Below are 25,992 nucleotides of genomic sequence, written 5' to 3' on the forward strand. Positions count from 1 at the left end.
CCCACATCCAAGCCGTCTCAAACGGCTTTTTTTGTACCCAAAATTCAAGGAAATACTATGCGAACCACCAAGGCGGAACTACTCGAACTCAAACAAGAAACAGAGTCGGAATTAGAAAAACTCAAACTTGCCAACGAACTTTACCAACGCAACAAAAAACAAGCGGAAGAAATTGAACAATGGCACAAACAAGCCGATTCAATCACTGATGATTTGATTAAATGGCATAAGCTCGGTGCAGATCGCTCTAAATCAATTGAACTGTTATCGCAACAGTCTGAAATAGATAAGCCAAAACTCGAACGCTACAAACAGGAGATCGAAGAAATGATAGCCCTATTCAAAAAACAAAAACAAGACATCCAAGATATTATTGACGATGCCAACCGTGCCAGTATGGCAGGATCATTCAAAACCCAATCTGATGACATTAACCGCAAAATGAAATGGGCTGATGGCTTCTTAATTGGTTCCTTGCTTGCCACCGCTGGCATTTCCTACTGGGGATTTTACACTAGCTTTAACGCTGAAAACCTATTCTTATGGGGGCAATTTGTCGCTAAAGCAATAATCTCTTTACCGCTCTTGATTGTCGCATGGATTAAAGCAAAAGAGCGTGCCTATTTATTCAGAATGCGCGAAGATTACGCCTACAAATATTCTGCTGCAATGGCATTTGAAGGTTATAAAAAACAAATCCAAGAACAAGATCCAGAATTGCAACAACAGCTATTACAAATCGCCATTGATAACCTTGGCAAAAATCCGACATCTGTATTTGATAAAGAACTTCAAAGCACACCACTTGAAACTATTATTGAGGGTGTAGGAAAACGCATTGACCAAGCTATCGCCAAGAATTAGCTATTGACACCCACCGCCCAATCATTTAGGATATTCTCACTTTCAACAGAAAGTCGGGAATGTCGCAGTTTCTGAATTACTTAAGAGCGGTGGAAAGACAGACGCTCAAGCGTCTTTTTTTGTAGCCGTAAAACAGCAAATCTACCTTTTTCGGAAATTTCCGAAAAAGTCCAATGATGAGCTGAATGAGGGGATCGAAAGATCCGCCGTTTTCTCTTAAGTACGGTACTGCGAACCTTGTTCAGTTCATCACCAACTATTCGCAGTGGTTCGTGATGAGTTTTAAAACTTACTTAAGAGAATCACACAATGACAAATTCAAACTTAATCCCTGTTTTTAACGGCTTAATCCAAAATCAACCTGTTCAACTTTGCAACGCTCGTGAACTTCACGCTTTCTTAGAAATTAAAAATAAATACGCAGATTGGATCAAAGACCGCATCAACGAATATGGTTTCATCCAAGATGAAGACTACCTCGTCATCACCGAACGCACCAACGGACGCCCACGCAAGGAATATCACATCACCCTCGATATGGGCAAAGAACTCGGCATGGTCGAAAGAAACGAACGAGGCAGACAAATCCGCCAATACTTCATCCGTTGCGAAAGAACATTAAAAGCCTTGCAACAACCGCAACAAAAAACCACCGTTGATGACCGCGCTGGCTTACGTAACGCCATCAGCTTCTTAGTGAATAAAAAAGGACTCATCTATTCTGAAGTTTATCAACTGGTTCATCAACAATTTGGCGTCGAACACATTGATGAACTTTCTCAGGAACAACTTTCTCAAGCTATTAAATACATTCACTTTCTTACCCTAAATCTTGATGGTTTATTTAAAAAAGGCGAAGAAGTTATCATCCCTGAATATATTTTTGATGCCATTATGAAACATGCAAAACTGGCTCAAAAACTGGCAGAGAAAATTATTTGCTATCAAGAAAAACAATTTGCTTTACTCGGCATAGCTCGCCATTACCGAAGCAACGAGCTTACCAGTCGTGCAAACAGCCTACTTAGTGAATTTTCTTATTTTTTACACGAGGGCGAAAAACTGCTCGCACAACAAATAGAAAATCCATCACTAACGCAAATTAAAAAAATATCTTTTAACGCGTAAAACACCACAAAATCCGACCGCACTTTTCCAAAGAAATCCGTGCGGCGGATTGCTACACCCTAAATTCACTAAATTGACTAAAAAGGAATCAAAAGTGACAAGATTCACCCTTACATTATCTGTAAAAGTTAATGATACACCGATGAACTTCAATGAAAAAATTGAGTTTAATTGCAAATCAGTGACCCCTAGCGGTATTAATGATTTCTTTTTAAGGACAATCGCACCATTTTTAGAACCTTTTGACGAAGGAAGAAAAGCGCTGCGCAGTGCAGTGCGTAAAGAGATGATGAAACAAGCAATAACTAACGTTTCGAATAATCCTCATTCTTCTCAAGAATTAAATCCGCCAGCATAAAAATACGTTCTGCGATAGTGTGCGCTTCATTACGATTTTCTGAAATATGCGTACCATCATCAGAGTAAATCTCAACATCATTACGTAACAAAATTGCGGCAATTTGCGCAGCTTGCGAAAAGTTAATTTCACGATAATCCATTTTTTAATCTCCTATATTGGTTGTGTGGAAGCGCCAATATACCACGGGTGCGGACGTGGTAAAACAACCCGCACAGATTAAGAGGAATCAAAAAAATGCAAAAATTTACTGATGTATTGGCCGAAGCCATCCCCTTTCTTTGTAAAACAGTCATCGCCCTTGTTCTTGCTTTTTTAATTGGCGGAATCTCCTATTGTTTTGCAAGTGAGCCTACCCCACTCGAACGAGAAAAAGCGAGAGTGCAGTGGATTGCTGAATATGGGCAATATCAACAAAATCTAACCGAACCAGCTAAACAAGAAGCGTTGGTTTATACAGAACAAAAACAAACAGAAATTAACCGCACTTTAGGAGCAAAACAATGAAACCTTACGCTGATTACTACTATCAACTCGATGCTGCACACCAACGTAAAGTGGATTGGCAAGCAGGTTATGAAATCGCCTTAGATGAAGTCGCCACGGAAATCGACAACGATTTAAAACAAGGCGACCAAACGCATTATCACGAACTCACAGAAATGCTGTGCGATAACGATAATTTCTGGCTTGCCATTGGTAGCGGTGCAAGTTATGAGCCTTATAGACAAGAGGCGATTAAGAAAATCGCTGAGCGTGAATTGAACGCAAGAATGAATGATTATAACCCAGATTAATGGAGGGGCGAGATGACAAACCAAGTCCAACATCAACAAAATAAACAGCCACCTGCGCTTAAAACATTTTTTAAAAGTGCGAATGTGCAAAATAAGATTAAGGAACTTGTTGGCAAAAATGCGGCAACCTTTACAACAAGTGTCATGCAAATCGCCAACAGCAATTCAATGCTTAAAACTGCCGATCCAATGAGCATTTTTAACGCGGCTTGTATGGCGGCGACACTAAATTTGCCACTACAAAATGGCTTAGGCTTTGCCTACATCGTCCCTTTCAGAAACAACAAAGAAAAGAAAACCGAAGCACAATTCCAAATTGGTTATAAAGGTTTTATCCAATTGGCACAACGTAGCGGGCAATTTAAACGCTTAGTCGCATTGCCTGTGTACAAAAAGCAACTTATCAAAAAAGATTTCATCAATGGTTTTGAGTTCGACTGGGAGAAAGAGCCAGAAGAAGGTGAATTGCCGATTGGTTACTACGCTTATTTTAAATTGATGAACGAGTTTTCTGCTGAACTTTACATGAAGCATGAAGAAATCAATGCACATGCGAAAAAATACAGTCAAACCTACCGCACTTATCTTGATAAAAAAGCCAAAGGACAATGGCCACAATCTGTATGGGCAGAAAACTTTGAAGCTATGGCGCTTAAAACTGTCATAAAACGCTTATTGTCAAAACAAGCCCCACTCTCTGTTGAAATGCAACAAGCCGTATTAGCCGACCAAGCCGTTGTGAAAGATGTAGAAAATCAAGAGTTCAACTACACCGACAATATTCAAGAGGCGGAATTTTTAGCGGTTGTTGATGAAGCCACATTTGAGCAATGCAAACAAAGCATTGCGAACGGCGAAACCACCCTACAAGAACTTTGTGATAGTGGGGCTTATGAGTTTAGTCAAGAGCAGATTGCGGAGTTGGAGGCAATTGAGAATGGAAATGTACCAACTCAAAGCTAGATGCTCTGGCTTGGCTGATTTAATGGTAAAGCCTAAAAGCGGTAATGGAATATCTGCTACAGCAAAAAGTGCGGTGAGAAAGATAGTGAAATTTGATTTATTCGGTTATCGAGATTTTGAGGGGAATAAATACACCGAGAAAGGCATTGCACTAGAAGAACAAGCCATTAAGTTAAGCGGTCGTAAACGTGGCTTACCCCTTAAAAAGAACACGGAAAGACGCGAAAACGATTGGATTACAGGCGAGTGCGATATTTATGTGCCAAGCCGAAGATTAATCATAGACACTAAATGTTCTTGGGATATTGGCTCGCATCCTTTTTTTGCAGATGAGGCAGAAGAAAAAGCCAAAAAAGCGGGGTATGACGCACAAATGCAAGGCTATATGTGGCTATGGGATTGTGACGAGGCGCAAATTGATTTTGTCCTCCTGCCTACCCCTTATGACCAATTATCAAGCTATGACGACCCAAACAGATACATTGACTTGGTTGAGCAAATCCCCCAAGAAAAACGTATCACCACCGTCACAATTAAACGTGATGAGAAAATCATAGAGAAAATCAAAGAGCGAGTAGAAATTGCTCAAGAATATTATCAACAACTCATACAGGAGATGAGCTAATGGCACGTAATACCAACACCGTGATATTAGTCGGTCATTTAGGCAGTGACCCAGAAATCCGCCAATTCCAAAATGGCGGGCAAATTGCCACATTTAATCTTGCTATCGCCGATGATTACCGAGATAGACAAGGCAATACAGTAAAACGTACGCATTGGATACCTATTGTGGTGCATGGCAATTCTGCTGATGTAGCAAGACAATATCTGCAAAAAGGCTCAAAAATCTGTGTAACAGGAAAACTAGTACAGGAAAGCTGGCAAGACCAAAACGGCAATAACCGCACCGCACTTAAAGTAGCAACACAATCCTTTGAAATGCTAGACAGTAAGGCAAACAATGAAACACAACAGCCAACCAAAGACAAAGAAAAACCCGACCCATTAAGCGCAGCAGCAGAACAAGATGGGTTTGATGACGATATTCCGTTTTGAGTGGGGAAAGTATGAAAACATTTCCTTTATCAGAGAGACAAACAAAGTACTTCACAGATCTTGCTAAAAACAGTAAATCGGGTTTTATTGGTGTTTCTTGGTACGAGCCTGAACGGAAATGGAAGGCGACAATTACCAGTAATGCTCAGTTATTTACGTTGGGATTATTTGATGACCCAGTTAAAGCAGCAGTGGTTAGAGATAATAAAGCTGTTGAATTATGGGGTGCCAATGCCGTAACAAATGATAGGCTGGGGCTTTTTAAAAAAGAGGAGCGGCACTTTTGGGTGTCCGATGAAGAGAATCTACAAAAGCGAATTAATAATTGCTTGCCTCGGCATCTTCAATATTTTGGCAGAAAGTTTTTTGGCCTAGTTACTTTCGCCAGAGAAAAGGGTATCACTTTTCAAGAGGCTATCAAACATCAATCGGAGTTAAATAGTTTATCTAAAAAAGATAGAGCCAAAATCATTACTAGACTAGAACGCGAAAAGCTTATTTATATTGATAAACAAAATAACAATAGTGTAGATAAAAATAACATCTACTCTATCAGTTACCAACCAAAGAAACTCATTAAGGAGCAAAAAATGAGCGTTAAAAAAGACACATCAATAACCCTAGAAAAAGCCAACTCATTAGAGCATAAATCCCCAGAAGAGTTAGCGGCAATGGCACAAGAGCTGCTTAAACTTTCAGAGGTAAAAAAACAAGAAATTGCGAATGGAGATGTACTTAAAAAACAAATTAGACCATTAATTCTCGCATGTTTCCAGGCTAAAGGCAAAGTTGAACGCTCTCTAAATGAACTCCTCGATGTGACAACTGAATTAGATAACTCTCTAAACGCTCTTCGTGATGCGATGAAATAATTTAATTACGAAGATGATGCTTAAAATCTGCCGCTATTAATTAGTGGCTTTTTATTACCCAAAAAAATAGGAGAAATAGAATGATTAGAAACAGTAGATGGACACCTGAGGTTCCGCGCCCAACACTTAATGATGAACATTTATTTGCAGCGTTTTTAAAAGAATGGGTAGAAAAAGAATACAAAGATGAAATTAATTCAGACAAGGAGTACTTTGAAGATGAAGAATTTGATATTGAATATTTTGGCATTTATCAAGACATTTTAAAAGTGTGGAGTGGCGATAATGAAGACGCCGCTGAAAATCTTATTAAATGGCAAGGCTGGGATTATCGCCAAGCCAAAGAATTTGAAGAAAAAAATCTTGAGTATGATTTTGATAAAGAAAATAACCGCCTATCTAAACAATGGGTAACTGACAATGTTTATACATTGCCTTTTTCTGTCGGTAGTCGCGTAAAATGGGGTTTAAAAGAAGGTATTATTATGGAGGATAAAAATAATAATTACCTACCTTTTGGAAAAGTGTGCGTATTAACAGATAAACAGGCAGCAGAAAATAAAAAATGGCAAGATCAAGGAATATCAAGTAGACATGGTGGTTATATTGTTAATTGGGAATCATTGGAATTGATAGAGGAAAAACAATGAACCTACTAAAATCCCTCGCTCGAAAAATCCTCAAAGAGGAAATCGAAAATAATAAATATCATTTTGAAAAATTAGGCAATGAAAATCTCGCCAAATCAAGACGCATTAAAGAGCTTGAAAGCGATAATGACCACCTAAGAATTAAAGTGGAACAAATTCGACAGGACAATTTAAAACTCCGAGAAAATCGACCGCACTTTAAACACCATAAGAAAAAAGGAGGGCGAAAATGAACGAAATTAATATCAATATCCCCTATTCAAGATTTTCCGATATTTTTGGGTGTTATTTTTATGTGCGCATGAATAGTGGTGACCCATCAGCTGTTACTCTGGCGTTAGATGATGCTAAATATAGTTGGCTTATGTTTGGATCTGAATTGCGAAATGACATTATCCGAACGGCGGAATCAGCACACTATCCTGCGGTAGTTAATAATTATGTAAATAATTTTATTGAGTGGGCCAAAAGTCAATTTAATGCACCGCAAGATTACAACACGGCACGTCCGCTTGTTGATGTGTTGCCTGTGATTAATCCAAAACAAGTAAGAAAATAATCGCACTTTTGCTGTTTTGTTATTTATTTTGACAATTCTGCAAATATTTATTTGTAAAAATAAAGTTGCAACACTATAATGAGCGCAATTACACGTGGTTGGCGAAAGCAATCATTGTTCTTTAACTAAAATCGTAGATTTTAATTAGGCTTACTAAACTTTAGTGGGCTTTTTTAGTCTAAAAAGCATAGGAGGTAACAATGAAAAGTTTAAATTTAAATGAAGGTTGGAATGGCTAAAATTATCAAACAGCTTAAGGCAGTAAAAAGAAAAGAGGGGTTAACGTTATCACTATCGTTAATCTCTTTTTTTATTGGCGGATTTTTGCTTTTCAAAGAATACTATAAACCGATTGATCTTAGTGGATTAACCCTGCAAGATTGGACTTCAGTCACACAAAGTGCGGTCATTTTTATTTCCGCTATCATCGCCGTTTGCACAATAACATCAACCCGTAAAACATCAAAAAATATGATTTTCACCTTAGTGTTAGCTTTGAAACAGCTACGCCGTTTGTGCCTTATATCTCCGCCCTGAAGGACGGAGTTTTACTGCACAGGGCTGATAAAGTTATGGGATGCTGTATCACCAACAGTAATGAGCATTCGAGATAAAGAACGCAAAGATACGCTATTTAAAGATTTAGAAATTCTTGTTTTACGCTGGAAATCAAATCCATTAAGCGTTGATGATTTATAAAAATTAAAGAGTAAATAGTTTTCAAATCCCACTTTACAACGTGGGATTTTTTATTGACACCGCCCCCACTTCGGATTAAGATACCCCACATTCAAGCCGTCTCAAACGGCTTTTTTTGTATCTAAAGGGTAAGACATGGCAAATGATATAATCGTTGTACAAGGCATTGAAATCAAAGTAACCCAACGGGAGAATGAAGATTACATCAGCCTTACTGATATGTGTAAAGCGTTTGGTGATGGCGACCAGCTCATTAAGAACTGGTTACAAAACAAAAATACCATTGAGTTTTTACAGGTTTGGGAAGAACTAAACAATCCGAATTTTAATTTGGTGGAATTACACCAAATTAAAAATAACGTTGGGTTAAACCGGTTCGTAATGTCAGTAAAAAAATGGTCTACAACAAATGCTATCGGCTTGATTGCTAAAACAGGTCGCTACGGCAGCGGCACTTACGCGCATAAAGATATTGCCCTTGAATTTGGCTCTTGGTTAAGCCCAGAATTCAAACTCTACCTAATCAAAGAATTCCAACGCTTAAAACAAAAAGAAGCCGAAGAAAACAAACTGGAGTGGAATGTCAAACGTATTCTCACCAAAGCCAACTATCGCATACACACAGACGCTATTAAAGCGCACCTTATCCCACAATTACTCAACACAAAGCAACATCAATTTGTGTATGCCACTGAAGCAGATATTTTAAATCAAGCCTTATTTGGACAAACGGCTAAACAATGGAAAGATGCTAACCCCAAATTAAAAGGTAATATGCGTGAACACGCTACTATTGAACAATTAACCGTATTGGCAGGTTTAGAAAGCCAAAACGCCCTATTAATTCAGCAAGGATTCCCGCAAGAAGAACGGCTGGCAATCTTAAATCGCCTTGCAATTCAACAAATGAGCTCGCTCTTACAAACAGCCGCACTCACGCAGCTTAAAGAAAAACCCTTGTTGGAAGAATAAAAATAAATTTGACACCCACCGCCCAATCATTTAGGATATTCTCACTTTCAACAGAAAGTCGGGATCGCAGTCCTGAATGACAAAGAGCGGTGAAAAAGACAGTCGCTCAAACGCGGCTTTTTTTATACCCGCAAAACAGCAAATCTACCTTTTTGATAAATTTATCAAAAAGTCCAATGATGAACTGTTTAGGAGGATCGAAAGATCCGCCGTTTCTCTTTGTCACGGTACTGCGAATCCTATTCAGTTCATCACCAACTATTCGCAGTGGTTCGTGATGAGTTTTAAAACTTTGACAAAGAGACCACAAAATGACAAATTCAAACTTAATTCCTGTTTTTAACGGCTTAATCCAAAATCAACCTGTTCAACTTTGCAACGCTCGTGAACTTCACGCATTCGTAGAAAGCAAACAAGAATACGCAACTTGGATTAAAAACCGCATCAACGAATATGGATTCATTCAAGATGAAGACTACTTCATCATCACCGAACGCACCAACGGACGCCCACGCAAGGAATATCACATCACCCTCGATATGGGCAAAGAACTCGGCATGGTCGAAAGAAACGAACGAGGCAGACAAATCCGCCAATACTTCATCCGTTGCGAAAGAACATTAAAAGCCTTGCAACAACCGCAACAAAAAACTACCGTTGATGACCGCGCTGGCTTACGTAATGCCATCAGCTTCTTAGTAAATAAAAAAGGGCTCATCTATTCTGAAGTTTATCAACTGATTCATCAACAATTTGGCGTCGAACACATTGATGAACTTTCTCAAGAACAACTTTCTCAAGCCATTAAATACATTCACTTTCTTACCCTAAATCTTGATGGTTTATTTAAAAAAGGCGAAGAAGTTATCATCCCTGAATATATTTTTGATGCCATTATGAAACATGCAAAACTGGCTCAAAAACTGGCAGAGAAAGTTATTTTCTATCAAGAAAAACAATTTGCTTTACTCGGCATAGCTCGCCATTACCAAAGCAACGAGCTTACCAGCCGTGCAAATAGCCTACTTAGTGAATTTTCTTATTTTTTACACGAGGGCGAAAAACTGCTCGCACAACAAATAGAAAATCCATCACTAACGCAAATTAAAAAAATATCTTTTAACGCGTAAAACATCACAAAATCCGACCGCACTTTTTTAAGCCTGCGGCGGATTCTCACACCTAAAATCCGACAAAAGGAACAGAAAATGAACAAATTAATCATTACGCTCGTGTGTGCATTTGTGGTGTATATGGCGCACGCCCTAAATCTTAATCAAGACTGTGACGGCAAAATCTGTCACACCGAACAGACACAACAATATTAACAAACCACCGCTCTTATGGGCGGTTTTTTATTGGAGGAAATATGGAACAAACGCTCACTATTCGCGATGTTGCAAAGTGCTTGAACCTTAGCGAAACAACCGTGCGGAAAAATAAATTAAAGTGGGGATTTTTCCAAATGGAAGGGTCTAGAATGTGGCGAGTTTTTAAATCCGATCTTGATCGCAATCGCAAAAAAGCTGAAAATCTCAGCGATCTATATGCGAAGGTCGGTGATACACAGGAGAAACAAAAATGCCGATCCGAAAAAATAAAAATGGCGTGTGGCAAATCGATTTTACCACACCAAGCGGCGAGCGAGTTCGATGCAGTAGTAAAACAACTGACAAAAAATTAGCTCAACATCTCCACGATAAGCTCAAGCACGAAGCATGGCAAGTGGAGCAGCTTAACAAAAAGCCCGAAAAAACGGTGGAGCAAGCCTTAATTTTATTGCTCAAAGACGCAGAGCATAAAAAAGACAAACTCACCAAAATTCAGCACGCCAAATATTGGCGCGATGAAATCGGGAACAAGTTGCTTAGTTCTTTAACAAGTGAAGATATTCAAAATGCGATTCCTACGCACGTTGTACGCACAGGGAAAATACTTTCCCCAGCAACCCAAAACCGCTATCGTTCGTCCATTATGCGGGCAATCAATCTGGCAAAGCAAGCTGGTTGGATTGATGTCGTGCCTTATATCGCTAAAAATAGCGAACCCAAAAAACGCATCCGCTGGATTACTGAAAAGGAAGCAGAGCGATTATTAGATAGCTTAAATCTTAATTGGATGAAAGATGTCTGCCAGTTCGCCTTATTGACGGGGGCTAGAATGACGGAGATTTTGTCAATGACGTGGGATAAAATTAATTTTGCTAACAAAATGGCAATAGTTACTGGCGATATTGCAAAATCTGGACGCGGACGTTCTCTGCCTTTAAGTGATGACGCAATTAATCTAATCAAAGAAAGGATGAAATATCAAGTGTCTCCCTATGTTTTTCATAGCGGAACAGGGAAACTACGTGATGATATTTCACGAAGGGATTTTAAGCGCGCCTTGCAGCGAGCCAATATTAAGAATTTCCGATTTCATGATTTACGTCACACTTGGGCAAGCTGGCATATCCAACGTGGAACACCGCTAATGGTACTCAAAGAGTTAGGCGGATGGGAAACGATAGAAATGGTTCAGAAGTATGCACACCTAAATGCCGACCATTTATTGTCATACGTGAATCAAGTCAAATTCTCGTCAAACACTCGCCTTGCTAGGTAAAGCAGAATAGCAGAAAACGACAAACTGGATGATTATCCAGAAACAAAAAGTACGTAAGTTATTAATTCTAAAGAGAAAACTTACAATACTTAGAAAACTCTATTTGGTGGGTTGTGAGAGGCTCGAACTCTCGACCAACGGATTAAGAGTCCGCTGCTCTACCAACTGAGCTAACAACCCAACTGGACAACTAAATCAGAGAGTGGTGGGTCGTGAAGGATTCGAACCTTCGACCAACGGATTAAAAGTCCGCTGCTCTACCGACTGAGCTAACGACCCACTGTGTTGACGAATTAATGATAGCGCATTTGTTTTAGAATCAAAAGAATAAATTCATTCTTTCAAACTAATTGGTTAAATTACAAACGATGAAAACAAAACAAGATCCAATAAAAATGGATCCTGTTTTTCAAGTATTAGAAATACTAAGAATTAGTATGATAACACTGCACGACGGTTTTTAGAATATGCAGCTTCATCGTGACCTAATACTGCAGGTTTTTCTTCACCGTAAGATACTGTGCCTAATTTACCAGCATCAACACCTTTACCAGCTAAATAACCTTTAACTGCATCTGCACGACGTTGACCTAACGCAATGTTGTATTCTGGTGTACCACGTTCGTCAGTGTTACCTTCTACTAATACTTTAGCAGCTGGAGTTGCATTTAAATATGCTGCGTGTGCATCTAAGATTTGAACGTATTCACCTTCGATGTTGTATTTGTCAAAACCGAAATATACGGTGTTGTAACGTTGTTGAAGATCAGAAACAGAGTAACCGCCAAAAGTTTGGCCAGCGCCATTGCCTGCAGCATCGTTGTTGGATGAACTACAAGCAGCTAATGCAGCTACAGAACCTGCAACTAATAATGATTTAACAAATTTGTTCATTAGATTTCTCCTCAATGAGTTTTCTTTATTTAGTTAAGTATGGCGACCAAGCAGGAAATTTCACTTGGCCATTACTTCCTGGAAGGCTCGCTTTGAAGCGACCATCTGTAGAAACTAATTGTAGCACCTTTCCTAAGCCTTGTGTAGAGCTATAAATAATCATAATTCCATTTGGTGAAAGACTTGGACTTTCGCCTAAGAAAGACGTACTAAGTACTTCTGATGCACCAGATGTGAGATCTTGTTTAACTACATTATTGTTTCCATTAATCATCACAAGGGTTTTGCCATCAGCGCTAATTTGTGCACTACCGCGACCACCAACCAGTGTTGCACCACCACCGTTTGCACTCATACGATAAACTTGTGGTGAACCACTTCTATCGGATGTAAATAAAATTGAGCTACCGTCAGGAGACCAAGATGGTTCTGTATTATTACCTGCGCCACGAGTTAATTGAGTCGGCGCGCCGCCGTGAGAACTCATCACATAAATATTCAATGAGCCATCCTGTGAAGATGCGAAGGCTAAACGTGAACCATCTGGAGAGAATGCGGGAGCACCGTTATGTCCAGGGAAAGAAGCCACTACTTTACGAGCACCAGAATTTAAATCTTGTACAACAAGTTGTGATTTTTTATTTTCAAAGGACACATACGCTAAACGTTGACCATCTGGAGACCAAGCTGGTGACATAATTGGTTGAGAGCTACGATTTACGATAAATTGATTATAGCCATCGTAGTCTGCAACACGAACTTCATAGGGTTGTGAACCGCCATTTTTTTGCACAACATAAGCGATACGAGTTCTAAAGGCACCACGGATCGCTGTTAATTTTTCAAAAACTTCATCACTAACAGTATGGGCACCATAGCGTAACCATTTATTTGTCACTGTATAGCTATTTTGCATTAATACCGCCCCTGGCGTACCTGATGCACCAACGGTGTCAATTAATTGATAAGTAATACTATAACCATTACCAGACGGAACAACTTGTCCGACCACAATTGCGTCAATTCCAATATTAGACCAAGCTTCAGGATTTACTTCAGCAGCTGAAGTTGGACGTTGAGGCATCTGAGACACTGCAATAGGATTAAACTTACCACTGTTACGTAAATCATCAGCAACAATTTTGCTAATATCTTCTGGAGCAGATCCTGCAAACGGCACAACAGCTATGGGACGTGCACCATCAACCCCTTCATCAATTACAATGCGAACTTCATCATCAGCGAATGCATTGCTTACAACAGCAAGTACAATCGCTAATACGCTCACTAAACGTTTTAATAATTTCATTTTGTTACCTTTAAAATTTAACAATAAATTGTTCTAAAGAATTATCGAATATCAAAGTCAATAATTGGCGATTTATATTTCTCATAGATAGTATCCGATGGAGCTGCAGGAACTTTTTTCGTTCTAGCCACCGCACTTAATGCTGCTGTACAAATATCATCAGGACCCGAAATTTTTTGATATCCCAAGATTGTTCCATCTCGACTTAATTGAATTTTAATACGACAAACTTTTCCTGCAAAACTTGGATCTTTTAAGAAACGACGTTGAATCTCTTTCTTAATCACTCCAGCGTATTGATCTCCTACTTTGCCTCCATCGCCAGAACCAAGCGCAGCACCGCTACCTTGAGTTCCACCTTTATTCGCATTTCCGCCTTTAGATGCACTACCGCCACCAATATCTCCGCCATTTAAGAAATCATCTAAACTGGCTTGGTCAGCTTTTCGTTTTGCAGCATCCGCTTTAGCTTTAGCATCGGCAGCAGCCTTAGCTTTCGCCTCTGCAGCAGCTTTAGCTTCTGCATCAGCTTTTGCCTTAGCATCAGCAGCAGCTTTAGCTTTTGCATCAGCTTCTGCTTTCGCTTTAGCCTCAGCTTTTGCTTTGGCTTCTGCTTCTTGTTTTGCTTTTTGTGCCGCAAGTTCCGCCACTTTAGCTTTCGCCTCTTCTTCAGCTTGTTTTGCTGCTGCAGCTAAACGTTTAGCCTCTGCATCTGCTTTTAATTTTGCAGCTTCAGCAGCTTGTTTAGCTTTTGCCTCTTCAGCTTGTTTCTGTTTTTCCAACGCTTCTTGACGAGCTTGCTCTTGTTGTTTTTTTATTTCTTGCTGACGTTGCTGTTCTTGCTGACGTTTTAACTCTTCTTGTCGTTGAACTTCCTGTTGACGCTTAATCTCTTCTTGATTAGGTTGTGGCAGTTTTTCTTCAACAACGGGGTCTGGACGCTTCTGTTTATCAGCTCGCCCCTTTTTCTGTTGTTGAATTCTACCCCATTCTTGCGCTGCAGAGCCAGTATCGACCATTACTGCCCCCATAGCATCACCATCACCTTCACCACCACCCATAATTTCAACTGTATGGTAGAAAGAGCTGACAATCAACAATCCAAACAAAACAAGGTGCATCACTATAGAAATAACAAATGCATTTGCGCCTTTTTTTTGTCGATTATTTTGCACGGTTACCTACTTAGTTAAATTGGGTTTGTCATTAAACCAACAGATTTAATTCCAGCAAGGTGGAGCAGATTAAGTGCTTTAATCACTTCTTCATAGGGAACTTCCTTAGCCCCACCCACTAAAAATAGTGTGTTATTATCTTTATCAAATTCTTGTCGAGATAACTGTGTCACCATTTCTTCCGTTAACCCTTCTTGACGTTCTCCGCCAATAGAAATCGCATATTGTCCAACCCCTGAAACTTCAAGAATTACCGGCACTTTATCTTCATTAGATACATTTTGACTTTGCACTGAATCCGGCAATTCCACTTGTACGCTTTGGCTAATAATTGGTGCTGTTGCCATAAAGATCAACACAAGCACTAACAATACATCCAAAAACGGTACAATATTAATTTCAGATTTAATATCTTTACGCTGACGACGAGCCATAATTCAAATCTCTCTTATTTTTCACCGCACTTAACTAAAGAGTGCGGTATATTTTTTCTATATTTTAGTGTGGTGCTTTGCCGAAAGCCTGGCGATGTAAAATCGTCGTAAATTCATCAATAAAGTTACCGTAATTCTGTTCGATAGCATTCACGCGTAAACTTAAACGGTTATAAGCCATTACAGCCGGAATAGCAGCAAACAAACCGATTGCAGTAGCAATCAAAGCCTCAGCGATACCAGGAGCAACCATTTGTAAAGTTGCTTGTTTAGCACCACTTAATGCCATAAAAGCGTGCATGATACCCCAAACAGTTCCGAATAAACCAATATAAGGGCTAACAGAAGCTACTGTAGCCAAAAATGGTACGCGACTTTCAAGGCTTTCAACTTCACGATTCATTGTAAGATTCATTGCTCGCGTAGTTCCTTTAATAATCGCTTCAGGCGCATCAGGATTCACTTGTTTCAAGCGAGAAAACTCTTTGAAACCAACAAAGAAAATTTGCTCACTACCCGTTAAAATATCACGACGATTTGATAATCCTTCATATAGCTTATTCAAATCTTCACCAGACCAGAAACGGTCTTCAAAAGTATTCGCTTCTTTTAAAGCAGCCGTTAAAACTCGGCTACGTTGGATAATAATCGCCCAAGAAATAATTGAGAATGAAATCAAAATCACAATTACAAGTTGAACAACAATACTTGCTTTTAGAAAAAGATCTAAAAAATTCAATTCTGCAGTCATTGCATACTCCGAAAAGTTTATTTTAGGTTGTAAAACGCAGCTTTTACTTCTTTAGGAAGCGCCACAGGTTTCATATTGCTAAGATGAACACTGGCTACCTTGACTGTAGCCTTTGATAACATCACCGTATCACGCATAAGTCGTTGCTCAAAAAGGATTGTTGCGCCTTTTATCTCTATGACATCTGTTTCTACCGTGAGTAAATCATCCAATTTTGCCGCAACGCAATAATCAATAGCGAGCGATTTGACAACAAACGCGAGTTGTTGTTCTTGTAATAAAGTTTGCTGCGTAAAATTTAACGCTCGCAAATATTCTGTTCTAGCCCGCTCAAAAAAATGCAAATAACGAGCATGATACACAACGCCACCAGCATCAGTATCTTCATAATATACTCGAACGGGAAGAGAGAAGGTTTTTTTTGACATTATTAAGCTTTGCCCACCGCAATAGGTCGGATATTTTAGAACCTGTTTTTTAGATAAGCAATATGCCGAAGAAAAAAATCATCCTCGTAAATAAAAATGCTCTACAGCACTAATCAATATAATGATATAAGCGATATAAGGTAAGAAAATTAGTTTCCAAATTACGCTTTTAATTTCAAATCCGATTCCATGAATCCAAACCGTAATCAATCCCCAAAAGATCATCAAAATCCACCAAGGAGAATCATTTCGTAACAATGTTGAAAAATTATCAATATTAAAGAAAAATACGGCTGTTAGTCCTAGCGCTAAAATAAATGAAAGGGTTCGAAACGAACCCTTATTAATTAATTGATAGAGTGAATGAATCATATTACTCGTCAAATTTTCCTGCTTTTTCTTTGCCAATGGTTAATTTCGCACTGGCAAATATAGCTAATAACACACCCACTACCCAAATTACATATAACATATTAATCTCCTTAGTATAATGAGTGTTTATTTTCATCAATGAAATTCGCATCTAAGCGACCAAACATCTTCGAATAAGACCAAATAGTATAAGCCAAAGAAATAGCCACAAAGATAAGTGCAAAAATCAACATTAACGTTAATGTTAATTCACTTGAAGTTGCATCCCACATTAACAAACTCTGTTCAGGGTGTGAGCTTGAAGGCATCACAAATGGGAACATAGATACTGCAGCAGTAATAATCACACCAGCCATTGTTAATGCAGAGAAAAAGAATGCGAAACCACAACGATTAGCTTTAGAAAATGCCGTATTTAATAGCGCAGCAACTACTGCTAATGCAGGGAAAATCCAAAGAATTGGCATTTCATTGAAATTTCTAAACCACGCCCCAGTTTCAACAGCAACTTCTTTATTCATTGGAGAAGATGGCGCGTAGTGATCCACAACACTCGTTACTACATAACCCTCTTTAAAGTATAACCATGCTCCAGCTAATACGAATGCAATTAAAGTCACAATAGCACCGATTTGGCTTACTGAACGAGCACGATCACGCAATTCTTCGGTGGTTTTCATTTGTAACCAGTTCGCACCGTGAGTCACAAGCATTGATAAGCTAATAACACCACACAATAATGCAAATGGATTTAATAATTCGAAGAATGAACCAGTATAAGTTACTTGAGTCAATTCGTTGAAATGGAATGGAACACCTTGTAATAAATTACCAAAAGCCACCCCAAATACTAATGATGGTACAAAACCACCTGCGAATAGTCCCCAATCCCAAACTGAACGCCAAGTCGGGTTATCAATTTTTGCACGATATTCAAAACCCAATGGACGTAAGAATAATGCTGCTAAAACCAATACTAAAGCGATGTAGAAACCTGAGAATGAAACTGCATATACAATTGGCCATGCCGCAAATACTGCGCCGCCTGCAGTTAACAACCAAACTTGGTTACCATCCCAATGTGGGGCAATAGAGTTGATCATAATACGGCGTTCGACTTCTTTTTTACCTGTTACAGGTAAAAGTGCGGTCACGCCCATATCAAATCCATCAGTTACAGAGAAACCGATCAATAATACAACGACTAACACCCACCAAATAAAACGTAGAAATTCATAATCAATCATAATTCATCTCCTGCTTATTTAGATGATTGTTCAAAGTAGTATTTGCCGGTTTTTAACGCACTTGGACCCAAACGCGCATATTTAAACATCAAATACATCTCAACAATAATGAACGCAAGATAAAGCGCACAAATTAAACCAATAGAGAACCATAAATCGCCAGTACTTAACTGAGACGCCGATACCCCAACAGGTAAAACTTCATAGATTGCCCAAGGTTGACGACCATACTCAGCTAAGAACCAACCAAATTCAATTGCTAAGATTGGCAATGGGATACTCCAAAGCAATGCTTTAAGCAATAAGCGAGAAGAAGTGACTTTGTTACGTAAATTTTGAACAAATGCGCCGAAGGTCAGTAAAATAATTAAACCACCAGCTGCTAACATCCCACGGAATGCCCAGAAGTTAGGACCTACGTTTGGAATAGTATCGCGAGCAGCTTGTTTAATTTGTTCATCTGTTGCATCTACAACTTTATCTGTGTAACGTTTTAATAATAAACCAAAACCTAAATCACCTTTTACTTCATCAAATTTTGCTTTAGTTTCTGGATTTACGTGGCCTGTTGATTTTTTCTCTGCTTTTAATTGCGTGAATAAATCGTAAGCTACCATACCGTTACGAACACGACCTTCATTTTTCGCTTGAATATCTTTCAAACCAACAATTTCAGTATCTAAAGAACGCGTTGCAATTAAACCACCCAAATATGGGATCTCAATCGCAAAATCATTTTTCATTTCTGCAGTATTTGGAATTGCAACTGGATGAAATGGCGCTGGCGCAGGATGAGTTTCAAACTCGGCTTCCATTGCAGCCAATTTCACTGGTTGTGCTTTACCAATGTCGTAACCTGATTCATCCCCCATAATTAACACCGCTGATGCCGCGATAAAACCAAAGGTTGCCGCAACAGAGAATGAACGTTTGGCAAAACCAATATCACGGCTTTTTAATAAATAGAATGCACTAATACCTAATACAAACATTGCACCAGTCGAATAACCTGCTGTTAACGTGTGCAAGAATTTACTTTGGGCAACTGGATTTAGCCAAAGGTCTAAGAAGCTCGTCATTTCCATACGTACTGTCTCAAAATTAAATTCTGAGCCAGCAGGAAACTGCATCCAACCATTAGCAACTAAAATCCACATTGCAGATAAGTTCGAACCGAAAGCTACGCAATATGTAGCAAGTAAGTGTTTACCTTTAGTTAAACGATCCCAACCAAAGAAGAATAACCCCACAAAAGTTGATTCTAAGAAAAAGGCTAGTAACGCTTCAATTGCTAATGGCGCACCAAAAATATCACCTACATAATGAGAATAATAAGACCAGTTAGTACCGAATTGGAATTCCATAATGATACCTGTGGTCACCCCAAGGGCGAAGTTAATACCAAATAACTTACCCCAGAATCTTGTCATATCTTTATAAACTTCTTTGCCTGTCGCAACATAAATGGTTTCCATAATCACAAGGACGAATGACAAACCTAATGTCAGCGGCACGAAAATGAAGTGATACAACGCAGTTAAAGCAAACTGCAAGCGAGAAAGGTCAACAACGTCCAACATTCTCAACTCCTCTGTATAAACAACATTAGTTCCAACAATGATTAAAAAGGCAAAGCCTTAAATAATCCCTAATCACTCAACTCCAATTAGCTAAGTTTAAATTGGTTTATCTACATAATCATTCTCAAATGGTTAAAAAACACTAATTATTATAGAGATAAGCCAAATTGGCGGGTATTCTACTACTAAACATAAGGATAAAAAACAGTAAAAACGATATCTAGATCACATTTTTGACATAAAATATAAAATACCTATTATTTATTAAAAATAATTTAATTGATATAAATCAATTTTGCTATTTTTTGTACAAAAATATATGTTACACGTGATCCTTATCACAATTTACAACAATAAATGACTTCAAAAGCTAGACATACTAAGTATATTTTGCTATTTTCCCGCCTAGTTTAATTTTTAGATTTCATAATAAAGAGAAACAAGGACTTAAAATGAAAAAAACATTCCTTATTTTAACCGCACTTTTCTCTGCTGTATCAACCTCTACTTTTGCATCAAATATTCTGCCACAACAATGCGAACAACTATTTAAAGAAACAGAGAATTTGATTGCGCAAGCAGAAAAACAACCTGGCACACATACACAGGTAGGAAAACTTAAAAATAAGTTAAACCAAGGCAAACAACAAATTCTTCAAATGGAATTAGCGACGCAGTTAAAAAGTTGTGAAGTGGGTTTAGCAAAATTAAGTAACTTGAAAAGTTATAGTGAGTAATTAAAAAAGCCTTATTGAGTACAATAAGGCTTTTTTAGTGGTTAAATTTATCTAGTCTGATAATTTCTGTAGCCCGAAATGGCGATAAGTTTGAGATGTTGCGATACGGCCACGCGGCGTTCTTTGTAAAAACCCCTGTTGAATCAAATAAGGCTCTAAAACATCCTCAATAGTATCGCGTTCTTCACCTATTGCAGCAGCAAGATTATCCAGTCCTACTGGTCCGCCGTCAAAACGTTCAATAACTGCAGACAATAATTTTCTATCTAAATAATCAAATCCAGCATCATCGACATCCAGCATTGAAAGCGCTTGTTTTGCCACATCTACAGAAATGATACCGCCATTACGTACATCTGCATAATCACGCACACGTCGTAATAAACGGTTTGCAATTCGAGGTGTACCTCGTGAACGGCGCGCCACCTCAAAAGCAGCTTGCTGTTCTAATTCGAGATTCAAACACCCCGCACTTCTTGCAACGATAGATGTTAAATCTTCTACAGAATAGAATTCCAAACGTTGCACAATACCAAAACGATCACGCAATGGCGAAGTCAAAGAACCCGCTCTAGTCGTTGCGCCAACCAAAGTAAAAGGCGGCAAATCTAATTTAATAGAACGAGCAGCAGGCCCCTCACCAATCATAATATCCAATTGATAGTCTTCCATTGCTGGATAAAGGACTTCTTCAATAGCAGGGGAAAGTCGATGAATTTCATCAATAAATAACACATCATGCGGTTCAAGATTGGTTAGCATTGCGGCTAAATCTCCCGCTTTTTCTAAAACTGGCCCTGATGTCGTACGAATATTCACTCCCATTTCATTTGCCACAATATTAGCAAGGGTTGTTTTTCCCAAACCTGGAGGACCAAAAATCAATAAATGATCTAAGGCATCTTGACGTAGTTTGGCTGCCTTAATGAAAATATCCATCTGCTCACGCACTTGCAGCTGCCCAACATAATCCGCTAATAATTTCGGACGAATAGCGCGGTCGATAACATCTTCATCAAGCTTAGCTTGCCCGCTAATAATTCTATCTGCTTCAATCATGTCTCACCTACAGTGCGGCTTTTAACGCTTCGCGAATAACTTGTTCACTGGTTAATTCTGACTTAGCAACTCGTTTCACCATTTTTTCTGCTTCTGAAGGTTTATAACCTAAGGCAATCAATGCTGAAATAGCTTCATCAGATGAACTTTCTGAATGGGATTCAATGGATGGAATTGACGGAATATGGGTACTTTCTACAAAGAAATCGCTTTGTTTTACGCCTTTGAATTTACCTTTGAGTTCAACTAACAAACGCTCAGCTGTTTTTTTACCAACACCAGGAATTTTGGTGAGTTTAGAAAGCTCTTCTCTCTCTATCGCATAAGCAAATTGTTCGACCGACATGGCGGATAAAATCGCTAAGGCTAATTTAGGCCCCACCCCATTTGTTTTAATTAATTCACGAAATAAAGTGCGGTCTGTTTTCTGGGCAAATCCAAAAAGTAAATGAGCATCTTCACGAACAACAAGATGGGTGAATAAAGTAGTTTCTTGACCAATTTCTGGTAAATCATAGAAACTCGTCATAGGCAAAAGCAATTCATAGCCTACGCCTTGCACATTAAGTAAAATTTCTGGAGGTTGTTTTTCTAAAAGAATGCCTTGTAAGCGACCGATCATAATTCTTCCGAATGATAAAAAACTTAACGCATAGAATAAAATAAAACTGGACGAACATCCAGTTAAATTTTTAATCTAAAGCGTCCTCGGCTATATCTGGTCTTTAAAAGTGCGGTCATTTTTTCTTGCGTTTCTGTCATTTTCACAGAATTGGCAATATGTAAAGAATGTTGAATAGAATGAGCGTGTGTAATCGCGATAGCTAACGCATCCGCAGCATCGGCTTGAGGTTTATCTGACAACTTCAAAATACGAGTCACCATTTCTTGCACTTGCACTTTATCAGCGGAACCAATGCCCACCACTGTTTGTTTTGCTAAACGTGCGGCATATTCAAAAACAGGTAGATCATGATTTACCGCTGCAACAATCGCAGTACCGCGAGCCTGCCCGAGTTTCAAGGCTGAATCCGCATTCTTCGCCATAAACACTTGCTCAATTGCAAACATATCAGGTTGAAATTGCGTGATGATTTCAGTTACTCCAGCATAAATGCGTTTCAAGCGGGTTGGTAAATCTTCAACTTGAGTACGAATTGCGCCACTGCCAAGATATTCTAAATGTTTTCCTGTTTGACGAATCACACCGTAGCCAGTTACGCGAGAGCCTGGGTCAATACCTAAAATAATGCTCATAATTTCTATAAAAAATGGGTAATTAAATTACCCATTTATTGCATTATTAAAGTTGAGATGCCACTTCGTCACTGATTTCACCATTGTGATATACGTTTTGTACGTCATCACAATCTTCCAACATATCAATTAAACGAAGTAATTTTGGTGCAGTTTCAATATCAAGATCAACGGTTGTTGATGGAATCATCGTTACTTCAGCTTCTTGTACTTTAAAGCCCGCAGCTTCAATGCCATCACGCACTGAACCTAAGTATTCCCAAGCAGTATAGATTTCAAATGAACCATCATCTTGTGGTTGAATATCATCAGCACCCGCTTCGATAGCCGCTTCAGTTAATGCATCTTCATCTGCTTGTTCAATTAAAATTAAGCCTTTTTTGCTAAATAAATAACCAACAGAACCTTCTGTTCCCAAGTTACCACCACACTTAGTAAAACTTGGGCGCACTTGTGAGATCGTACGGTTTGCATTATCACTTAAACATTCAACCATAACCGCAGTACCGCCTGGACCATAACCTTCATAGATTTTGGTTTCCATATTGGTGTCATCGCCACCGCCTACACCACGATCAATAGCGCGGTTGATAGTATCGCGCGTCATATTGTTGCTAAGTGCTTTATCTACTGCTGCACGTAAACGCGGGTTAGCACTCACATCGCCACCACCAATTTTAGCTGCAGTAACAAGCTCACGAATTAATTTAGTAAAAATTTTACCGCGTTGTGCATCTTGTGCTGCTTTGCGGTGTTTAATATTAGCCCACTTACTATGGCCTGCCATGTTGTTTTCCTTCTATTTATCTTTAAGAATATATTTTCTAATTGCTTCCGCATTATTGGAAGATTTTGTCATTTGGATCGCTTGTTCAGGTGAAACCCATTGATACGCCAAATGCTCACTTAATACTGGTTCGAATTCTTGCTCCATTACCAATAAAAACCAATGTTCACGGCAATGCATCACATTCGGTGCGTATTTATATCGGAAATGTGGAAAAATTTCAAATTCTATGCTCTCTTTGCAATCAAAAAGTGCGGTGGAATTTTCCGAAATTTCTAACCGCACTTCTTCCCAAAGCTCACGAATTGCTGTGTTTTTTGGTGTTTCACCACTTTCAATGGTGCCAGTAACAGACTGCCAAAAATCTGGATCATCTTGGCGTTGGAGCATTAAAACTCGGTTTGTATCTTTAGCGTAAATTACAACGAGAACAGATTGATTATTTTTATATTGCATCATTAAAAATGCGGTCAAATCTGACCGCACTTCATTTCTAATATTTCAAACTTATTCTGCTTTAACGACAGAAATTGCCAACTCTTCCAACGCTTGCGGATTCGCAAAACTTGGCGCTTCTGTCATTAAACAAGCTGCTGCTGTTGTTTTCGGGAATGCAATCACATCACGGATATTTTCAGTGCCAGTTAAAAGCATGGTTAAACGGTCTAAACCAAATGCTAAACCTGCATGTGGCGGTGTACCAAATTTTAATGCATCTAATAAGAAACCAAATTTTTCACGTTGTTCTTGTTCATTGATACCAAGAATGCGGAAGACGGTTTGTTGCATTTTCGGATCGAAAATACGCACGGAACCACCACCTACTTCATAGCCGTTAATAACCATATCGTAAGCATTTGCTACCGCACTTGTCGGATCTGCCTCTAATTGCTCAGGGCTGAAATCTTTTGGTGAAGTGAATGGGTGGTGCATTGCGGCAAGATTACCCTCTTCATCACGTTCAAACATTGGGAAATCAATCACCCAAAGCGGTTGCCATTCGTCTAAACGAGTTAAGCCAAGATCACGACCTAATTTCAAACGTAATGCCCCCATTGCATCCGTCGTGGTTTGCCATTTGTCTGCACCGAAGAATAAGATATCGCCAGTTTGGGCTTTCACACGTTCAGCTAGGGCTTTCCATACCTCTTCATTTAAGAATTTCGCAATCGGGCTTTGTACGCCTTCAAGGCCTGCATTAATTTCATTTACTTTCGCCCAAGCCAAACCTTTTGCACCGTAAATACCCACAAATTGTGTATATTCATCAATTTGTTTACGAGTAATTTCTGCTCCATTTGGTACACGAATCACTGCAACACGACCATTTGGATTGTTTGCTGGCTCATTAAATACTTTAAAATCAACGTCTTTTACGATATCTGCCACATCGACCATTTCTAATGGGTTACGCAAGTCTGGTTTATCTGAACCAAAACGAGTCATTACTTCTTGCCAAGTCATCAGTGGGAACTTACCTAAATCTACACCAATGGTATCAAGCCATAAGCCGTGCACCATTCGCTCCATAATTTCACGTACTTCTGGAGCAGTTAAGAAAGAAGTTTCCACATCGATTTGAGTAAATTCAGGCTGGCGGTCTGCACGTAAATCTTCATCACGGAAACATTTCACAATTTGATAATAACGGTCAAAACCAGACATCATTAAAAGCTGTTTGAAAAGCTGTGGAGACTGTGGCAACGCATAGAATTTACCTTTATGTACACGGCTTGGCACTAAATAATCACGCGCACCTTCTGGCGTTGCTTTGGTAAGCATTGGGGTTTCAATATCAAGGAAACCATTATCATCCATGAAACGACGTACAAAACTGGTAATTTTCGCACGGGTTTTCAAACGTTGAGCCATTTCAGGGCGACGTAAATCTAAATAACGATATTTTAAACGTTGTTCTTCCGTATTGTTTTGGTTAAAGTCGAGAGGTAACACATCAGAAGCATTGTAAACATGCAATTCTTTCGCTAACACTTCCACTTCGCCCGTTGCCATATTCTTATTGATTTGGTTTTCAGGACGCGCGATCACTTCACCCTTAATTTGGATACAAAATTCGTTACGTAAACCCGCAGCCGCTGTCAATACATCTTGATATTTCGGATCAAAACAAACTTGCACAATGCCATCACGATCACGCATATCGATAAAAATTAATCCACCTAAATCACGACGACGATGAACCCAACCACTTAATGTTACTTCTTGTCCAATATGGTTGCGGTTTAATGCTCCGCAATAATGTGTACGCATCATTTCAAAATCCTTTGTACTCTTTTAATTATGCTCAAAAATCTGCCACAATTATAGCGGAAAACCAAGAAAGATAAAAAGGTTATTTATGCTGATAAATCAATCAAAAAAGCAAAGAAAAGTAATAAATGTTCAAAATAAAGGCTTTTTTGTGCCATATCAT

At 38.9% G+C, this 25,992-nt stretch carries 34 protein-coding genes, 2 tRNA genes and 1 pseudogene; 19 read left to right on the plus strand and 18 right to left on the minus strand.

What is annotated here, in order from left to right:
* Positions 1–57 precede the first annotated feature (57 nt).
* From AC6H0A_RS05265 to AC6H0A_RS05275, 3 genes are all read left to right on the plus strand, one after another.
* On the plus strand, positions 58–864 hold the full coding sequence (locus AC6H0A_RS05265; RefSeq protein ID WP_005641711.1) for a hypothetical protein: 807 nt from the start codon (positions 58–60) through the stop codon (positions 862–864).
* 309 nt (positions 865–1,173) lie between these two features.
* Positions 1,174–1,992 carry an antA/AntB antirepressor family protein gene (locus AC6H0A_RS05270; protein ID WP_497512539.1) on the plus strand — a complete coding sequence of 273 codons (819 nt, stop codon included), beginning with the start codon at positions 1,174–1,176 and terminating at the stop codon, positions 1,990–1,992.
* Positions 1,993–2,086: 94 nt separating this feature from the next.
* Positions 2,087–2,350, plus strand: a complete 264-nt coding sequence (locus tag AC6H0A_RS05275) for a hypothetical protein (protein WP_179231047.1) — start codon at positions 2,087–2,089, stop codon at positions 2,348–2,350.
* Here the strand turns inward: AC6H0A_RS05275 and AC6H0A_RS05280 are convergent.
* Positions 2,298–2,492 (minus strand): hypothetical protein, encoded by a 195-nt coding sequence (locus AC6H0A_RS05280; protein WP_179231046.1) that lies wholly within the window; start codon positions 2,490–2,492, stop codon positions 2,298–2,300. The two genes, AC6H0A_RS05275 and AC6H0A_RS05280, sit on opposite strands and share 53 nt — an antisense overlap.
* A gap of 95 nt (positions 2,493–2,587) precedes the next feature.
* Between AC6H0A_RS05280 and AC6H0A_RS05285 the strand changes: the two genes are divergently transcribed.
* From AC6H0A_RS05285 to AC6H0A_RS05355, 15 genes and pseudogenes are all read left to right on the plus strand, one after another.
* The gene (locus AC6H0A_RS05285) at positions 2,588–2,857 is read left to right on the plus strand and encodes a hypothetical protein (protein WP_179231045.1); all 270 of its coding nucleotides are present in this window, start codon (positions 2,588–2,590) and stop codon (positions 2,855–2,857) included.
* Positions 2,854–3,147: a hypothetical protein gene (locus tag AC6H0A_RS05290; RefSeq protein ID WP_179231044.1), complete on the plus strand. Its 294-nt coding sequence runs from the start codon at positions 2,854–2,856 to the stop codon at positions 3,145–3,147. Before AC6H0A_RS05285 ends, AC6H0A_RS05290 begins: the two co-directional genes overlap by 4 nt.
* A gap of 12 nt (positions 3,148–3,159) precedes the next feature.
* A complete protein-coding gene (locus tag AC6H0A_RS05295; protein WP_005641722.1) occupies positions 3,160–4,110 on the plus strand; it encodes a recombinase RecT in 951 nt (316 codons plus the stop codon).
* Complete coding sequence (locus AC6H0A_RS05300) at positions 4,085–4,735, plus strand: hypothetical protein (RefSeq protein ID WP_005641724.1); 651 nt, start codon at positions 4,085–4,087, stop codon at positions 4,733–4,735. The genes AC6H0A_RS05295 and AC6H0A_RS05300 overlap by 26 nt, the downstream gene beginning before the upstream one ends.
* Positions 4,735–5,169, plus strand: coding sequence for a single-stranded DNA-binding protein (locus tag AC6H0A_RS05305; protein WP_005641726.1), 435 nt, complete (start codon positions 4,735–4,737; stop codon positions 5,167–5,169). The genes AC6H0A_RS05300 and AC6H0A_RS05305 overlap by 1 nt, the downstream gene beginning before the upstream one ends.
* 11 nt (positions 5,170–5,180) lie before the next feature.
* Positions 5,181–6,041 carry an AP2/ERF family transcription factor gene (locus AC6H0A_RS05310; RefSeq protein ID WP_005641729.1) on the plus strand — a complete coding sequence of 287 codons (861 nt, stop codon included), beginning with the start codon at positions 5,181–5,183 and terminating at the stop codon, positions 6,039–6,041.
* Positions 6,042–6,121: 80 nt separating this feature from the next.
* Complete coding sequence (locus AC6H0A_RS05315; RefSeq protein ID WP_005641732.1) at positions 6,122–6,691, plus strand: hypothetical protein; 570 nt, start codon at positions 6,122–6,124, stop codon at positions 6,689–6,691.
* A complete protein-coding gene (locus AC6H0A_RS05320; protein ID WP_005641595.1) occupies positions 6,688–6,924 on the plus strand; it encodes a hypothetical protein in 237 nt (78 codons plus the stop codon). The genes AC6H0A_RS05315 and AC6H0A_RS05320 overlap by 4 nt, the downstream gene beginning before the upstream one ends.
* A complete protein-coding gene (locus tag AC6H0A_RS05325) occupies positions 6,921–7,250 on the plus strand; it encodes a hypothetical protein (protein ID WP_044232778.1) in 330 nt (109 codons plus the stop codon). Before AC6H0A_RS05320 ends, AC6H0A_RS05325 begins: the two co-directional genes overlap by 4 nt.
* A 231-nt stretch (positions 7,251–7,481) precedes the next feature.
* Positions 7,482–7,787: a hypothetical protein gene (locus AC6H0A_RS05330; RefSeq protein WP_144064304.1), complete on the plus strand. Its 306-nt coding sequence runs from the start codon at positions 7,482–7,484 to the stop codon at positions 7,785–7,787.
* An 18-nt stretch (positions 7,788–7,805) separates the two neighbouring features.
* Positions 7,806–7,949: pseudogene (locus AC6H0A_RS05335) on the plus strand (hypothetical protein); the annotation flags it as partial.
* Positions 7,950–8,084: 135 nt separating this feature from the next.
* Positions 8,085–8,921 carry a KilA-N domain-containing protein gene (locus AC6H0A_RS05340; protein WP_005641597.1) on the plus strand — a complete coding sequence of 279 codons (837 nt, stop codon included), beginning with the start codon at positions 8,085–8,087 and terminating at the stop codon, positions 8,919–8,921.
* Positions 8,922–9,232: 311 nt separating this feature from the next.
* Positions 9,233–10,051 (plus strand): antA/AntB antirepressor family protein, encoded by an 819-nt coding sequence (locus AC6H0A_RS05345; RefSeq protein WP_497512543.1) that lies wholly within the window; start codon positions 9,233–9,235, stop codon positions 10,049–10,051.
* 239 nt (positions 10,052–10,290) lie between these two features.
* The gene (locus AC6H0A_RS05350) at positions 10,291–10,605 is read left to right on the plus strand and encodes a helix-turn-helix domain-containing protein (protein WP_044232818.1); all 315 of its coding nucleotides are present in this window, start codon (positions 10,291–10,293) and stop codon (positions 10,603–10,605) included.
* Positions 10,503–11,528 carry a tyrosine-type recombinase/integrase gene (locus AC6H0A_RS05355; protein WP_005641600.1) on the plus strand — a complete coding sequence of 342 codons (1,026 nt, stop codon included), beginning with the start codon at positions 10,503–10,505 and terminating at the stop codon, positions 11,526–11,528. The genes AC6H0A_RS05350 and AC6H0A_RS05355 overlap by 103 nt, the downstream gene beginning before the upstream one ends.
* 104 nt (positions 11,529–11,632) lie before the next feature.
* Here the strand turns inward: AC6H0A_RS05355 and AC6H0A_RS05360 are convergent.
* From AC6H0A_RS05360 to AC6H0A_RS05410, 11 genes are all read right to left on the minus strand, one after another.
* Positions 11,633–11,708: transfer RNA gene (locus tag AC6H0A_RS05360), tRNA-Lys, on the minus strand.
* Between the two features lie 23 nt (positions 11,709–11,731).
* Positions 11,732–11,807: transfer RNA gene (locus tag AC6H0A_RS05365), tRNA-Lys, on the minus strand.
* A 153-nt stretch (positions 11,808–11,960) separates the two neighbouring features.
* On the minus strand, positions 11,961–12,422 hold the full coding sequence (pal, locus tag AC6H0A_RS05370; protein WP_005641602.1) for a peptidoglycan-associated lipoprotein Pal: 462 nt from the start codon (positions 12,420–12,422) through the stop codon (positions 11,961–11,963).
* Between the two features lie 25 nt (positions 12,423–12,447).
* Positions 12,448–13,731 (minus strand): Tol-Pal system beta propeller repeat protein TolB, encoded by a 1,284-nt coding sequence (tolB, locus tag AC6H0A_RS05375; RefSeq protein WP_044232784.1) that lies wholly within the window; start codon positions 13,729–13,731, stop codon positions 12,448–12,450.
* Between the two features lie 41 nt (positions 13,732–13,772).
* Entirely contained in the window at positions 13,773–14,906 is a 1,134-nt protein-coding gene (gene tolA, locus AC6H0A_RS05380) for a cell envelope integrity protein TolA (RefSeq protein WP_179230900.1), read from the minus strand.
* A 14-nt stretch (positions 14,907–14,920) separates the two neighbouring features.
* Positions 14,921–15,340: a colicin uptake protein TolR gene (gene tolR, locus AC6H0A_RS05385; RefSeq protein ID WP_005641608.1), complete on the minus strand. Its 420-nt coding sequence runs from the start codon at positions 15,338–15,340 to the stop codon at positions 14,921–14,923.
* A gap of 64 nt (positions 15,341–15,404) precedes the next feature.
* The gene (gene tolQ / locus AC6H0A_RS05390) at positions 15,405–16,091 is read right to left on the minus strand and encodes a protein TolQ (RefSeq protein WP_005626973.1); all 687 of its coding nucleotides are present in this window, start codon (positions 16,089–16,091) and stop codon (positions 15,405–15,407) included.
* A 17-nt stretch (positions 16,092–16,108) separates the two neighbouring features.
* Positions 16,109–16,519 carry a tol-pal system-associated acyl-CoA thioesterase gene (gene ybgC, locus AC6H0A_RS05395; RefSeq protein WP_070046992.1) on the minus strand — a complete coding sequence of 137 codons (411 nt, stop codon included), beginning with the start codon at positions 16,517–16,519 and terminating at the stop codon, positions 16,109–16,111.
* A 78-nt stretch (positions 16,520–16,597) separates the two neighbouring features.
* Positions 16,598–16,891: a cyd operon protein YbgE gene (gene ybgE / locus AC6H0A_RS05400; protein WP_005641612.1), complete on the minus strand. Its 294-nt coding sequence runs from the start codon at positions 16,889–16,891 to the stop codon at positions 16,598–16,600.
* 110 nt (positions 16,892–17,001) lie between these two features.
* Positions 17,002–18,138, minus strand: coding sequence for a cytochrome d ubiquinol oxidase subunit II (gene cydB, locus AC6H0A_RS05405; RefSeq protein ID WP_005641613.1), 1,137 nt, complete (start codon positions 18,136–18,138; stop codon positions 17,002–17,004).
* 14 nt (positions 18,139–18,152) lie between these two features.
* Positions 18,153–19,718, minus strand: coding sequence for a cytochrome ubiquinol oxidase subunit I (locus tag AC6H0A_RS05410; protein ID WP_005641615.1), 1,566 nt, complete (start codon positions 19,716–19,718; stop codon positions 18,153–18,155).
* A 452-nt stretch (positions 19,719–20,170) separates the two neighbouring features.
* Between AC6H0A_RS05410 and AC6H0A_RS05415 the strand changes: the two genes are divergently transcribed.
* Complete coding sequence (locus tag AC6H0A_RS05415; RefSeq protein WP_005641617.1) at positions 20,171–20,455, plus strand: DUF5339 domain-containing protein; 285 nt, start codon at positions 20,171–20,173, stop codon at positions 20,453–20,455.
* A gap of 51 nt (positions 20,456–20,506) precedes the next feature.
* On the opposite strand, the gene ruvB is transcribed toward AC6H0A_RS05415, so the two are convergent.
* The 6 genes from ruvB to aspS form a co-directional block, all read right to left on the minus strand.
* Positions 20,507–21,514, minus strand: coding sequence for a Holliday junction branch migration DNA helicase RuvB (gene ruvB, locus AC6H0A_RS05420; protein ID WP_005641619.1), 1,008 nt, complete (start codon positions 21,512–21,514; stop codon positions 20,507–20,509).
* 7 nt (positions 21,515–21,521) lie between these two features.
* Positions 21,522–22,136 (minus strand): Holliday junction branch migration protein RuvA, encoded by a 615-nt coding sequence (gene ruvA, locus AC6H0A_RS05425; protein WP_005641621.1) that lies wholly within the window; start codon positions 22,134–22,136, stop codon positions 21,522–21,524.
* Between the two features lie 62 nt (positions 22,137–22,198).
* Positions 22,199–22,771: a crossover junction endodeoxyribonuclease RuvC gene (ruvC, locus tag AC6H0A_RS05430; protein ID WP_005641624.1), complete on the minus strand. Its 573-nt coding sequence runs from the start codon at positions 22,769–22,771 to the stop codon at positions 22,199–22,201.
* 46 nt (positions 22,772–22,817) lie between these two features.
* The gene (locus AC6H0A_RS05435) at positions 22,818–23,558 is read right to left on the minus strand and encodes a YebC/PmpR family DNA-binding transcriptional regulator (protein ID WP_005641625.1); all 741 of its coding nucleotides are present in this window, start codon (positions 23,556–23,558) and stop codon (positions 22,818–22,820) included.
* 12 nt (positions 23,559–23,570) lie between these two features.
* Complete coding sequence (gene nudB, locus AC6H0A_RS05440; protein ID WP_179230899.1) at positions 23,571–24,044, minus strand: dihydroneopterin triphosphate diphosphatase; 474 nt, start codon at positions 24,042–24,044, stop codon at positions 23,571–23,573.
* A 21-nt stretch (positions 24,045–24,065) separates the two neighbouring features.
* Positions 24,066–25,832 carry an aspartate--tRNA ligase gene (gene aspS, locus AC6H0A_RS05445; RefSeq protein WP_005641629.1) on the minus strand — a complete coding sequence of 589 codons (1,767 nt, stop codon included), beginning with the start codon at positions 25,830–25,832 and terminating at the stop codon, positions 24,066–24,068.
* Positions 25,833–25,992 lie beyond the last annotated feature (160 nt).

It is taken from the genome of Haemophilus sp. THUN1692 (assembly GCF_059704395.1).